At 43.8% G+C, this 14,232-nt stretch carries 11 protein-coding genes and 1 pseudogene; all 12 read right to left on the minus strand.

Annotated features, from left to right (window positions below):
• Positions 1-15: 15 nt before the first annotated feature.
• Positions 16-711, minus strand: coding sequence for a Vi polysaccharide ABC transporter ATP-binding protein VexC (vexC, locus tag ACU8YC_RS20500; RefSeq protein ID WP_151217059.1), 696 nt, complete (start codon positions 709-711; stop codon positions 16-18).
• A gap of 25 nt (positions 712-736) precedes the next feature.
• Positions 737-1,531 carry a Vi polysaccharide ABC transporter inner membrane protein VexB gene (vexB, locus tag ACU8YC_RS20505; protein ID WP_252838582.1) on the minus strand — a complete coding sequence of 265 codons (795 nt, stop codon included), beginning with the start codon at positions 1,529-1,531 and terminating at the stop codon, positions 737-739.
• 9 nt (positions 1,532-1,540) lie between these two features.
• Positions 1,541-2,614 (minus strand): Vi polysaccharide ABC transporter protein VexA, encoded by a 1,074-nt coding sequence (vexA, locus tag ACU8YC_RS20510; protein WP_446895689.1) that lies wholly within the window; start codon positions 2,612-2,614, stop codon positions 1,541-1,543.
• Positions 2,615-2,659: 45 nt separating this feature from the next.
• A complete protein-coding gene (tviE, locus tag ACU8YC_RS20515) occupies positions 2,660-4,396 on the minus strand; it encodes a Vi polysaccharide biosynthesis glycosyltransferase TviE (RefSeq protein WP_278238211.1) in 1,737 nt (578 codons plus the stop codon).
• Entirely contained in the window at positions 4,396-6,891 is a 2,496-nt protein-coding gene (tviD, locus tag ACU8YC_RS20520) for a Vi polysaccharide biosynthesis protein TviD (protein ID WP_446895690.1), read from the minus strand. Before tviD ends, tviE begins: the two co-directional genes overlap by 1 nt.
• 29 nt (positions 6,892-6,920) lie before the next feature.
• The gene (gene tviC / locus ACU8YC_RS20525; protein WP_151224014.1) at positions 6,921-7,961 is read right to left on the minus strand and encodes a Vi polysaccharide biosynthesis UDP-N-acetylglucosaminuronic acid C-4 epimerase TviC; all 1,041 of its coding nucleotides are present in this window, start codon (positions 7,959-7,961) and stop codon (positions 6,921-6,923) included.
• 2 nt (positions 7,962-7,963) lie between these two features.
• Complete coding sequence (tviB, locus tag ACU8YC_RS20530) at positions 7,964-9,241, minus strand: Vi polysaccharide biosynthesis UDP-N-acetylglucosamine C-6 dehydrogenase TviB (protein ID WP_151217050.1); 1,278 nt, start codon at positions 9,239-9,241, stop codon at positions 7,964-7,966.
• 257 nt (positions 9,242-9,498) lie between these two features.
• A complete protein-coding gene (locus ACU8YC_RS20535; protein WP_151217048.1) occupies positions 9,499-10,023 on the minus strand; it encodes a Vi polysaccharide biosynthesis protein TviA in 525 nt (174 codons plus the stop codon).
• A 1,780-nt stretch (positions 10,024-11,803) separates the two neighbouring features.
• A pseudogene (locus ACU8YC_RS20540) lies at positions 11,804-12,636 on the minus strand (DUF4942 domain-containing protein).
• Between the two features lie 90 nt (positions 12,637-12,726).
• Positions 12,727-13,218, minus strand: a complete 492-nt coding sequence (locus ACU8YC_RS20545) for a DUF5983 family protein (protein WP_446895691.1) — start codon at positions 13,216-13,218, stop codon at positions 12,727-12,729.
• The gene (locus tag ACU8YC_RS20550) at positions 13,215-13,592 is read right to left on the minus strand and encodes a TA system toxin CbtA family protein (protein WP_446895692.1); all 378 of its coding nucleotides are present in this window, start codon (positions 13,590-13,592) and stop codon (positions 13,215-13,217) included. Before ACU8YC_RS20550 ends, ACU8YC_RS20545 begins: the two co-directional genes overlap by 4 nt.
• Before the next feature lie 332 nt (positions 13,593-13,924).
• Positions 13,925-14,232, minus strand: a 308-nt coding sequence (locus ACU8YC_RS20555) for a type IV toxin-antitoxin system YeeU family antitoxin (RefSeq protein ID WP_446895693.1), incomplete at its 5' end; no start/stop codon positions are given.

Genomic DNA, 14,232 nt, shown 5'->3' on the forward strand with positions numbered 1-14,232 from the left:
CCGTATATTTTCTATCTATATATCAAAGGAATAATCATCAGCTTGAATCGTCGCCTGATTTGACTGATTTTGTTCAAAAAGCGCAGATGCCTGTGCTAAATCTTCACACATCGTAATTTTTCCATGTAGCAAAACGCCAAACGCATGACAGTGTTCTTTAATAAGCCGAGGGTTGCGCGTTAGTACAATCAATCCTTTCTGTTGCAGCTCAAGCGCTAGCGCCGCCTGCATACGCAACTGTGAGGCATTATCCCCGGTGTACAGCTTGTCATCGGCAATATAAAGGCGGCAGGGAAGCAGTAAATTAATGGCAAATGCCAGATGCGCTTTCATCGTGACAGAATATTCACTCACCCTGTCGGTATAACGCTGTTCAAGCTGGGTCAATTGATAGCAGAAATGTGAAAACTCATCGCCATCCAGGCCATAAAGACTTGCCATCATGCGCGCATTTTCTTCGCCGGTTAACCCTGGCAGAACAAAAGCATTTGCCCCCAGCGGGAGCGCATCGCCCCGTAACCCAATAAAATCCCCTTCATCAGGAGCATCTATGCCGCACAGCAATCGAGTTAGCGTCGTTTTGCCTGAACCAGGGGCCGCCAGAATACCGATGTGCTCATGGTAATCCATGACAAAATCTGTTTTATCAAGGACCACCCGCGGGCCCTTATCAGACTCAAAATAGCGTGTACAACCTAATAAACCGAACACGAACGCGTCTCTCCTGAAGCAAAAGTCATTGATTTTCAGCGTCACAGATCAGGTGAAAAATGATGCCCGCGAGGAATAACGTTGCGGAAAATGCCAGAGGGTAAAGAGGTTCAAGGTACAAGGAGTGATACCCCTCAAACATTCCTTCTCTGACTATCTCATTAGCATGAAGTAGAGGGTTCCAGCTGAATATGCTTAATAATGAATAGGGCAATTCATTCGCCGTATAAAAGACAGCCGAAATCAAAAACATAGGTCTTAGCACCACAGGAACGGCTTTGTAGACCAGCGGGAACCGTTCAGACAGGGCATCACAAAAGTAACCAAGCGATAACCCCAGAAGCCATGCGATAACCATCCCTTCAAAAATCAGGATCGGTTTCTGGGCTTCCCAACGAGAAAATATAAGAAAGTTAATCAATGAAACAATAATATAAATGATAACCGCATTAACAAATTCGACTGCGGCAAGAGCAAAAATTACATGCCTTTTCTTAACCTGCGAGACAACCGCCAACGATGTAAAGAATGAACGGGTGCGCATAGTTGCGGTAATGGTATAACGAAATAACAGATACGGTAATATACCTGCAATAACAAAGCTGATATCGTCAGTGAATATTGGCACCGTGCGATTTAAATATTGAAAAGAAATAACGGTAATGGTTATCCATACCAGTGGTACGGCCAGCACCATCATATAGTTTAGCAAATTACCGTTATAGCGCGTTTTGATATCGCGTGACATTAACAAAATGATTAACTCACAGACAGTAATGAGTTTCATAAAATAATAAGTACTATTTTTCAAAATATTCATATGGCGACGTTAGAAAGAGTTTGAGCCGCGGATCAAAAAGCTATCGAATGCGGCTTTCACCTTAGCGAAATCAGTCAAAGAGGCGTTCGAGATATAGATAACATCGCCGTTTTCCACTCGCATGGCCTGTGCTAAAAACACCGAGTCAGGTTGGCTCATATCGACATGATAGATATTCAGCTTACGCATCTGCTGTTTCGCCTGTTCCGCTTCGTTATGCTTGTACAGAAAAACCGCCTGCGGATCGGCAAGATTGTCATTTAATCCTTTCGCCAGTGCCAAAGCATCCACCACGCTGGAATGACGCTGAACCAGAGCATGTTTCCCCTGAACACCCGCTGCGCCGAGCACATTAACATACTCGGTCACTTGACGTAGAGTGATACGGTCATCCGGCTGTAAGGCAATATCCAGCTCGGGATACTGATAAATATCTGACAGTCGCGCAGTGAAATAATGCTGCTGGCGCGTCACGTGAACTTCCATCATATCTGCGCTGGTATTTTCTACTGCTACTGCCACTGCCGTTGCCAAAAAATGACTCAGACGATTCATACTCTGTTCGAGAGGGTAACGACCCGTTTTCCCGCTGCCCTCGATCGTCACCATGGCCCCGGTGCGGGCGGTAAGTGTCACTAGCACCTGGGGATTCAGGACAACGCGCGCAAGTCGCTGTCTGATCTCATCAGCCAGTTGCGTCACATCCAATCCAGTAACCGGGATTGTCCCGGCATAAGGCACCTGAACGGTATTACCGTCAGCCACAAGAATATTTTCAAAATCCGCACGGTCGCCGCTCGCGTTATTGGATAAATACCCCGCCCCGCCCGAGGATAAAATAGTGATATGCAGCACATCGCCTTTAGCCAAAGATGTCCAGTGCCAGTTATTTGCGACAAAGACCGGATCGACAATAGTTTTCGGCACAGTATCGGTATCACTCATTTTTAATGTCGGAGTGACTTCGACCAGATTATAACGAGGATCGTCCTGATTAATCAGGCTGGATTTAAATACCGCCCTGGGAATAGTACATCCCGAAAGCAGGAAAAACGTCGTTAACAATATAATAATTTTTTTCATGGCTTATTTTATAAATGAAATAACTGAAAAAATGCTGCCCATTAATTAACGAGGCTGAGAGGAAATGGTTTGTACAAACGTTCTCACCATATGTTCCACGGTGAAGCGTTCTTGTAAAAATGACCGCGTCTGTTCGCAAATACCGGTTCTGCTGCGCCATAAATTGACCAACTGTTCTGCATAGCGGCAAGCCTGGTCAAGATTGACCATCAGTGCATCATCAAGAATGAAACCTGAAACACCTTCTATAAAGCATTCTGCCGATCCACCAGCAGGGGTTGAAATCACCGGCACTCCGACCATTTGTGCTTCAATGAGCACATTGGGTAGCCCTTCATAACGCGAAAACAAAATGAATACATTCATTTTTTGCAGCCAATATCCCACGTCACGCGAAACGCCAACAAATAGTACTCTTTCCAGAATCCCCAACTGTTCAGCGCGTTGCTGTGCTTCAGCGCGCATATCCCCATCGCCTACCAACACAAAGCGCGTGGCGGGGTGGTGCTGTAAATAGCGTGCTGCAAAATCAATCCATGCAAGAGGGTTCTTATCGCCGACAAAGCGGAAAACGCCGCCGATAGTCGTGTCCGCATCCTGTGTTTTTTGCGTAAACTGCTGCCAGATTTTATGTGGCACCTCAGAAGAGGGTTCGGTAGATGGCGGTAAGACGCCGTTATATACAACCTGGAAGTGCTTCGCCTCCAACTTCAGCCAGTCGGCATAATGGCGGGTCACACAATGGTTGTTACTCATAAAATCAACGCCAGGCACAACCGCCAGTGCCTGGTAGAGAGGCTCGTATTCCGGCTTGAACAGACGCTTTCTCACTACCGGCGGTAACCCACGTAATCCCAGTTGAATTCTGGGCACGCCAGCAATCAACGCTGCAAGCGCAATCATCAGACAAGCGCCATCCTGCCAAACGGAGAGATAATCCGGCTTGCGCTCGCATAAGTGGGGGACCAGATGCTTGATGCCGTAATTACACACCGGCGGCAGATGAGATAACAATAAGCGCAACTCCGGAGATTCTATTGTCGCATCATCAAAGAAGTTTCCGGTAATCTTCGCGATCTCAAGCACCTCGACCTGTTCTTCCAGCACTTCTTTCAGGAAAAAATCTTGCCTGAGTTCCGGTGTCAGGGAGCGAATAATGAGCTCTACCGGTTCTTCTACTTTCAGGTCGCCAATTTTCCCCTGTTGCCGATACTTTCTGGCGATCTCGATAGCCAGCCTGGAAATCTGACGTTCTGCACCACCGCTACCTAGCGAACCAGTACAGAGCGCAAGACGACCGAAAGACCCGACGGGAAGCTGTCGAGGTTGACGATTTCGGTAGAACAAGATGGCATGCTTCATTGCAATAATACGGGTGTTGGTCCCCACAGGGATCGTTTCCCCTTCAAGACGTTCAAGCAAATCGCAGATCTTATTTATTTTGCCTAAATAATTGTTATATTTTTTCTGTACGTTGTTGCTAACCTTTTTAAGAATTAGCTGCGCATCTTTGGCTAGCCCCGTATTATATAAACGCCGTGCATACTCATAACGTGCTTCATCATTATTTTGCGCAATCAGCGTTTCGTAGAGCGCGTATGCACGCTCCGTTTCATTGAAATCATGAAGAAATTCGGCTTTTTTTAGCATAGCTAATGAAGTTAAAGCTTCAGCCGGTAATTCATTGTCAATTAACGTAATAGCTTGCTCAAGCTTCCTCTCTTTTTTCAATGTTGAAAGCGTTTTACCTAGCACAGCTATCTTTTCTTCCTGCGTAATCATTACGACTTCCCTGATGTATTTTTTTGTAATGCGGTTATGCAGGTCGAGATCTGCTTGGCCACTGGATTCGTTGGCCCATTCACTTTCTCCAGTCGCTGCCAATACTGCAAAGCCTGGTTGTAGTCGCGTAAATGCATTGCATTTAATGCAGCATATTTCAAGGCATAGGCATTTTCGCTATCAAAAACGAGTAATTTTTTCGCATAATCTAGATGTTCATAAGATGCGATAGTACTGCCGCCATCCTTCAGTGACTCATTAAATAACCTGATAATTTGCTTAAATTCACGCATCAGGCGAGAAGCATCAGGATCAATTCGTTTCAGGCTAATCAATACAGATAATGCTTCATCCAGACGACCTTCACTTTTCTTTTGACGTACATATTTAAGTGCTCTGGTTGCAACATTGCGACACTCTTTCTCAAACAACTCGTTCATCGAGGCATTCTGGAATGATGGAGAAATACTCATGACGTTAGCAATCAAATCAATGAGGAACGGAATGTCGTTAATATGACGTATGCTGCGTAACATAATCGACTGCAGGCTGGTAATGTTCGAGTTACGAATCAAGGTCATGTGTGCCAACGTGCACGCTTCTTTCCAGGCACCAAGATTCACCAGAGTTCTTGCACAATATACGGTGCTAATGGGATCGAACTCCAGAAGTGGCCACACAATTTTCGCCCCTGTCAGGATATTTTCATAATCCCCGCGCTCATACATTTCTCTTAATTTCTCGCGCCATGCCGTTTTAACTTCATTATTAAAGCGTGAAATACGTGCATGGGGATAAACCATAAATGCAGAGTAGCTGTACACCAGCGAAGTACTCAGTGAGACAAAATTATCAACCGAATGTAGCGACAGCGCGGTATTGTTCCATGCCTCAAAAACGTCGTGGAGTTTATCTTTATACGAGGTGCTAAGCGCCTGATGATAGCTCATATTTTTGATGCAGAAAGCTGTGCGAATGACGAGACCGGTATCATGAATCGTCGACAATACCGTCAGCGCAAATTCTGACTCATGGCGGAGTAGCTGCTCGAGCGCATGCATGAAAATCAATTCATCACTAAATTTGATTGCCAAAGATAACGCTGTTTCCATAAACGCATCATTTAGGCACTGCGATTGAATGCCGGCATGGAAAGCTTCGGAGAATGCAGTGCCATCATTGAAATATTGCGTGCTGCTCAGGAAATTAACCCATCCGCTTTGGGTTTCAGGATTCAATAACAGCACACGTTTCCAGTATTGATATGACTTATCAAACAGTTGTAAAGCATCGGCTGAGCCGGCGGCAACAGTAAGTACTTCTTCATCTTCAATTTCATTGGAAAGCATCATTTCGGCTGTCGATAAGGCTTCCCGCCAACGCGCTAATCCATGTAGAGACCTCAGTCGACAACGTAATGTACTGTCCGTCGTACCGATAATTTTCTCAACATCACTAATATCCTGATAAGCCTGTTCATAATAACCTAAACGGCTGAAAATTACGGACCGAAGTTGGATCAGAACAGGCTCTTGCTGCTGATTTCTTAATGCGGCAAAAAGTTGCTGTGATGCAGCAATAATGTCGCCATCTGCAAGCTGCTTAGTGATCGATAAGGTAATCTCACGTATTTTATCTTGTTTCTCTTGCCGCCCCTCATCAAGATGATGATTGGTATTGTTGATCACTCCCTTAAAAATAGCCGCAACGATCGCGTCACCAAACATGTCGGTATAATGAGTAAGATCGTCGCCATTTTTTTCCAGGGCACGTTTCTGCCCCCACTTTTCCATCAAATTTGTCGGGTTAACGCAAGGAATACCCATTCTGGCGGCGATAGCGTCGACATTTTTAATTAACCGACTGCGGGACTGAATGACGGTTCCGGCACGAGTCACGGCATCAACATGAGTCATAAACATAACGCGATCGTGACCAAGAAGCTGAACGATTTCGATCATATCCTGTTCGATAGCATGCTCATCCATCTGCTCGACATTGATATTGCTTAATAAGGCACGATCGTCTTCCGACATTCCGGCAAAACAGGGATCGTCTTTGAGATAGGCCAGCAGTTTATGTTGATTTCCTTGCGTGGCCAGCGACCAGTACACACGCGCCCGCTCTGTTTGGCTAAAAAACTCATAGAAATGACGAGTTAAATAATTTATTTGTAAGCAGAAACCATAGGCCATAATCTTCTTCTGACTTGAAATCTCGACGATATAGAAATCAGAACGACTATGAACATCGGTGTTTGAATAGTTTACGGCAGGTCTAAAAATAAAAGGCCGGACCTTTTCTGGAATATCTATCAAGCCCAAAACAAAACGTACCTGCTGTAATGCCTCGCTGCTCGTATGAGTAAAACCATATACTTTTTTAAAGTTAGCCTGAAAATTAAAATAAGGCTGAGCTCGTTTTACCGGACTCACAATACGGCAACTACCAATGGCTGTTAGCGTAAACATCCCTGACGATTTCATTAAATTCATCCACGTGAAAGGAAAGTGAGTAGTTATACTCAGGAATACAAAGCAGTCTGTTTATCGATATACCATTTTAGAGTCTGCTTAAGTCCTTCTTTGATATCAAATTCAGGTTCATATGAAAGAAATGTTTTTATTCTGGTGATATCTGCCTGGCTATGTTTAACGTCACCGTCGCGAAAATCTTTATAAATTGGTTCAGCTCTACTTTGTTCGTCCCGCCATAAATTCAGCCCATCGCGAATGAGATAATAAAGTTCATTTAACGAAGTTCTATCTCCAACAGCCACATTATAGACTTTATTTTTTGAGGCTAAATCATTAGTCGTTGCTGATAATAGATTGGCTTGAATCACATTCTCTATATAGCAAAAATCCCGACTTGTTGAGCCATCGCCATTGATATAAATTGGTTCATCTTTAAGAAGCGATAGTATCCAGCGAGGAATGACTGCAGAGTATGCTCCGTTAGGGTTTTGGCGGCGACCAAATACATTAAAGTAGCGTAGGCCAATAGCATTAAAATCATAGCTGCGAGCAAATACCTCGGCGTACAATTCATTGACGTATTTTGTCACCGCATACGGGCTTAATGGCCGGCCGATCCGTTCCTCAATTTTAGGTAAATCGGGATGGTCACCATAAGTACTACTGCTTGCGGCATAGGTGAAACCAGATACATGTGCATCTCTCGCCGCCGTCAACATATTTAAAAAACCATCAATATTAGCGCTATTTGTCGTGATAGGATCCTTCAAGGAACGTGGCACGCTTCCCAAAGCGGCCTGATGTAAAACGTAATCGACGTTCTCACAAACAGCCTGGCAATCGGCAAACGATCGGATATCCCCATGAACAAAGGTAAACCGGGACCATTGTTCTTCACTGACAGCGGCACGCACATCCTCTAAATTATGTTGATAGCCAGTTGAAAAGTTATCCAACCCAACTACAGTTTGATTTAAAAACAGTAATTCTTCTAATAATCCAGAGCCGATAAAACCTGCTACGCCAGTAATAAGCCAACGTTTTGGTTCAAGAACGAGTTGTATTTTTAATTCATCATAAGCTGTCATGATTATAACCTCACATCTGACTGCTCAGGTGAAAGGATATACTTCAAATCATAAAGTACGTGTTTATCTTTTCCAAAGCCACGAATATCATTACTCCCCATCTTCTTAAACTGCTCATGGCCAACGGCGACAATAATAGCATCATAAGAAGCTGCCTTGATTTCCGATACAGGTACAATCCCGTATTCCTCTTCGACTTCCTCAGCATCCACCCAAGGGTCAAAAATATCAACATTACAGCTGTAATTGCCCAATTCTTTTACAACATCGATAATGCGGGTATTTCTGATATCCGGGCAGTTTTCCTTAAAGGTGAACCCCAGAATCAGAACGTTAGAACCCTCAACATTAATCCCTTTTTTGATCATGGCTTTGATCAACTGTCCCGAAACATAGTTACCCATATTATCGTTCAGTCGACGACCCGCGAGGATAATTTCCGGATAGTAACCGATGCCCTGAGATTTATGAGTCAGATAATAGGGATCGACGCCAATGCAGTGACCACCAACCAGTCCCGGACGGAATGGCAGGAAGTTCCACTTACTTCCCGCGGCTCGCAGCACGGCTTCAGTGTCAATCTCTAATCGGTTAAAGATTATCGCCAATTCATTTACCAGCGCGATATTGAGATCGCGTTGGGTATTTTCAATCACCTTTGCCGCTTCCGCGATCTTAATGCTTTCCGTTTTGTACGTTCCTGCCGTGATGATCTGTTGATAGATCTCATCAACCAGACAGGCCGTTTCTGCAGTTGAGCCAGAGGTAATTTTCTTAATAGTTGTCAGACGGTATTTTTTATCGCCGGGATTGATACGCTCTGGGCTATATCCGACGAAGAAATCTTTGTTAAACGTCATTGCGGACATACGCTCAAGGATCGGCACGCATTCTTCTTCAGTACATCCTGGATATACCGTAGATTCATAGACCACAATATCGCCTGGTCTCAGTACTTTACCAACAGTTTCACTTGCCATAATCAAAGGGGTGAGATCTGGCTGCTTATAATCGTTGATCGGTGTCGGGACGGTAATGATGTAAAAATTGCATTCTCTGATTTCATCAATTGATGAGGTAAACGTCAGATGGCGAGCATCACGTAGCTCTTCTTCTGTGGTTTCGAGATTGACATCGATCCCTTCTTTTAGCTCAAGTATACGTTTCTGATTAACATCAAAACCAACCACCTGACGAATTTTCCCAAATTCAGCAGCTAATGGCAAACCAACATACCCGAGTCCAATAATGGCAATTTTCACATCATCTTTGCTGATCATTACTGATAAATCCCTTATTTAATAATTATTCACTTTAAATAAATTCCAGATATTTTCTGGAACGCTACCGCCCCTGACGATCTTAGCCAGCGTATCTATTCTTATCGAAATTACGACAGTTTCTAGTCTAAGGAAGGCTAGAAATGTTATATTTTCTAATTTTAGTTAAATGGAGGTCGTATGCAGTATCAGTTCTAAAACAACAATTAAAGATCGGAGCTTTAATTGTAATTCTTATTGAGATAACGCATATCTGCTTATTTTGGCAATAGAAGATATCGAGGGTCCCGCACGCCGAATTTATGGGCGATTTCTTTTCTCCAACGATACAATGTTGACGGCGAGTTCATGAATCTATCCTGAAGCTCCTCCATACCGCTTTCGGTTAAGAAGTACTTCATCTTCATGATATCTTTGTTGCTAATCTTAAAGCTACATTCCCTTCGCCCTGCCGTTATCTTGTCACCATTTCGATATAGGCTTATTTTCTTAATCATCTCCGACACAGGTGTTGAGGTATCGAAAACAGCAATAACATTTTTGATATTATCCAGCCAAAAAAGAGCCAAAGGCATCAACCGTGAACTGGAAATGATGATTATGATTTTATTGATATTTTTATTCCGTGAGAAAAAAACCAAGGTGCTATGTAAGCTGTATTGATTAAGATTCACAAATAAATAATTTCTTTCGTTTGTAATCAGTGACATTTCATCAATAACACTAGCGACACCAACTCCAAAGTAAATATCATTTGGTGGCCAGAAATGTTGATACTTCATGAAGCCTCCATAACCTCTAACAACTCTATTTCATCCATGGAAAGGTAAGTGTGTACTTTTAAGCACATCTACCCTCTAAAAAATGCCTAACAATCGAGTAATTGATTTTATTAATATTGTTAATTGCATGAGATGAACTTTTACACAACAAGGATGTGATATCAACCCCTCGCCATTCATAGCTAAAAACTATCAATCATTCATTCTTAGATTTGAATTACTAATGGATATCGGAATTTTAATGCGATTATTGGTGTATTTTTAGCGCTACTTGTGAAAACGCACTTTCATCTTTTATTCAAAATGAGAAAATTCTCAAAACACACAGAAACATTTTCTTACAAACTTACAGCATACATAACGAGGTTAAAGGTATCTTGGCTGAATTGTCACCCGTATCTTTACGTTTAAATTATTAGCTATCTCGTGTTATATTTTAATCAGTACAACTCAAGTCTATCTAACTATATTTTTCATGTTTTTCAGCAAGCGTGACATAATATAAATAAGGCACACGAACTACTCAGCATAGCAAGTATTAAAAATGGTATAAATACTAAACTAATTCATATGTTTTTTGTATCTACATAAGTTTTGATCGGATAATGAGACTAAAACTAGTCACCTTAATAAATTATCGATAATGATCAAACTCCTTAAGATATTTTTAATAAAATAAATAAGTACCTTTTTAAATCAGACCAAGTCTAAATTATTTAAAATATGTTACTGCCTATAAGAGAAAATTGACCTGTAAAAAGACTACTTTATTTATGCAGGATGAAAAATCTTATATTGTATTCAAAAAAAGATAACTATGGAATTATATTCTAAAAATTAATTACGTGACTTTTATTTTTACTGGTATATTTTCAAACCAGCACTCTAACATATCCCTTGCAATTTATTAAATAAATCCAATTTATGATAATTAATTTTTCGTACCAGACGGATACAAAAGTGATATTTAGGAAACTGGTATCGCGAATTGGAAGGATTAACCAGCCTTTACAAGACCGTACTATCCGAGTGCGTCAAAGATTTCTTTTTGGCTCCTGTAGATTGTTAGTTTCATATGAGGTATCTCCCGAAAGTGGTATCGAAATCCGCCGATCGTCTCCCACAATCGGTTTAGCTTTTATCTTCGTGCAGTAAGTGACCGTTAAACAAAGAAACACATTGAAATTACGAAGAATAATTGAATCATGAGAGTCAGTAAGAAATAGGTCGTGGAGGGCGAAGGGATTAGAACAAATACATCAATAAATTGAAAAATATGAACTTTTCAAGTTTATACTCCAAAAACCGTTTGAAACTGGTTGAAGTCGATTGCTCTCGGGATACAAGGAATGCCTGATATATAAGGGATTAGAAGGGATTTATTGACTTCGGGAGAGTTCAGGAGAGTCTAATTGGCGGAGATCACAGGAGTCGTATTGGGTTTTTAATTCATTGATTTAATAGTTGTTTTTTGTGTTGGATAAATGAGTAACCCCCATAAGCACCCCCAAATGATTATGCGTGTAGAAAGCAGAGGCTTCCCTTCCTGAGCTACTTTTTGGCCTGTAGTAAAGTGGCAGTATCTTTTCAGCTTCCGGCTTAGGTTTAGCGCCGTAGTCTTTTGGTAAAACCGAATAACTTAAGTTTCGCATATTCAGTTTGCCAGCGCCCGGTGATGCTTTTCCTGCTGAACTTGTAAATTAGACTTACAGGTTGCGTAATAGCTTGTTGAGAGTTCTTGGCGGCAATGATTATGCCAAAAACCCATAATCTACTCAGGTTATCTTGCAGGTAGCGCTCCTGGAAAATGTTTTGCCACGATATCATTCATCCTCTCCACCAGATCAAGACGTTTAAACGTTATATGTCCTCTGCCTTTCTGAAAGTAGAGAATGGTGAACATATCGTCTTCGCAGACCTGTTGATGCGGATTATCGCGCACAAAATCCATAAACTGGATAGAGGCATCATACCGATTGTCAGGAATGATTTTGCCATCCAGCAGGTAGAGCATCCATTCCAAATCTGCTAACTGATCGTGTCGCCAGCGTAGCCCCATCGGTCATGTCTCACCAGTCCGCTCACGATGATCTTGTTCCCGAACTTACACAGGTTGTTACTTTTTAAATCCCAACCCAGCCGTTTAAACACGATTATCACCCCGCGTTCAAACACCTCACCATTACTTTGATGCAGTTGCTCAAAAGTATTCAGAAGGTTGGCTTCGCTGACTGCAGGAATGTCATCCTTTTCCAGACAGTTGTACTATTGGTCACGCGCCTGAGTGCCCATGATGGTAAACATCCCAGAATTTTTCATTAAATCGCGCCATATACCACGATCGAGATTACGGGTTATGGCTTTCATTGCCGCTTCTCTTTTTTCCATCAACCAGCAGCCACAGCGAAAATCCTGCTTCATGGCCCAGTCCAGTACGGTTTTACCGCCAATACTGCGGGTCAGGGTCGAAATATCATCAAGTTGCTGGATCATCGATTCAATCTGCGCCAGCGCGGCGTTACGTCCGGAGACAATACGCTCAATGCTGGTGGAGCAAATCACATCGGCGTGCCCGGTTAATACTTCGGATTCGGTGAGGGGGAATTCTGACATTGTTTATTTCCTTTATATAAAGAAACACGCCAGCGAGTAATGGCTGGCGTGTATTTGTGGATAATGAATACGGCCCGGTGGCTAACCGGCTTACCACTCAAAGGTGGCGAAATCCGGCAGCAGCTCACCTGAAGCCTCAAGGTGAATGGTGCCCACGTCATGGCGGCGAATAAGCGTCACTACTAACCGGCGACAGGCTTTTGACAGCCCCAGACGCTTCAGACGTAATACCGGATACGACCATGCGGCCAGGTGGATCAGGTAGCCGGAGCCGGTGAAATGGATCCATTCAGATTCGCCGAAATCAATATCCTGGTGCGACAGTGTATACAGCAGCGAATTGTCTTCCTCCGTGATGTGTGCGGTACTGCAGCAGATCCCCGGTAACGCGGTTAACGGAGGTAATGTTGATCCAGCGGTGGTATTCCCCGGGCCATCAGCGATCTGCAGTGGGCAGCCATTCTGGTTCACTGCGGCGATCAGTTCGGATAATTCAATCCCGTCGATATCCACGGCGATACGCCCCAGGTTGAGGGCCAGTACGTTCACGGCGTCGGCTTCCACGGTGAGAGACAGCTTCATCCTGTCACCCCACTGCATTTGCCGGTGGTGATATTGGTCACCGCTCTGTAGTCTGCACGGACCATCAGCCCGGTCGCCTTACGTGCCCGCAGAATATCGATACTGCTGAGAAGTGGTGACGGGGTTTCAGCGCTGAAGCCGCAGCGGTCAGTGCGCACAAGGTCGTATTTTTCGACGATAAAATTGACGGCATCACACAGGGAGATACCGGCGTCAATGTGTTCCTGAATAACACCCTCGTTGCCAAACGGCGTGTCGTTGAGCGTCAGGCCGTAGTGTGTATCCAGCAGATGCGTAAGAAGTTGCTGCCAGATTTCTACAGGTGACAGGTGTGACGATGCCTTCCGCGTCGGGAGGGTGGGTAAGGTTTGCATAAAGTTGATCTCTGTTAAGTAAATAAGACGTAGGGGGCAGGGGACGTATTACAGTGAAGGAGGCCTGTGCGTTACGGTGTTTTGCAGGGAAACCACTTACTGCCGGATGGCGTCAGGTGCGGCCTCCAGTGTGTACCAGTTAATGCCCTGTTCTGCATCGTGGTGGCTGGCTGCATGGCATAATGCCGCTCTGGCCTCTTCTGTCGTCACAGAGTCATCCACATTGCGTACATCGTCTTTGTACCAGAGTGAATATAAGACGAAATCATCGTGTTGATGCTGTTACAACAGTTCAATGACCTCGCTGATTTTACAGGCGTGCGGCATGGCGATTAGCCTCCGGTTTGTGCTTCAGGTTGCGTCGGGTAAATCGCTATATAGATGTACCCGTGCGAACCGAGGGAGTCGGCCTCACAGGTCAGCCCTTTCGCATATAACGTGACGCCGTGCGAGTGACGGGGACTGAGTTCACCGCTGGTGAACATCAGCTCAAGCTGCTTCAGTAATAGCGGGAACGCCTGGTCCAGATGGCGCAAATCTGCATCACTGAAGGTCCCGGTCATGCTGGCGCGGTCAGCCAGGTAGTGAAGGCTGTTGCCTTCCTGGACCAGGCGTGCGCCAAAGCACGGGATGATATTGC

The sequence above is a fragment of the Citrobacter sp. VF227 genome (assembly GCF_052950715.1).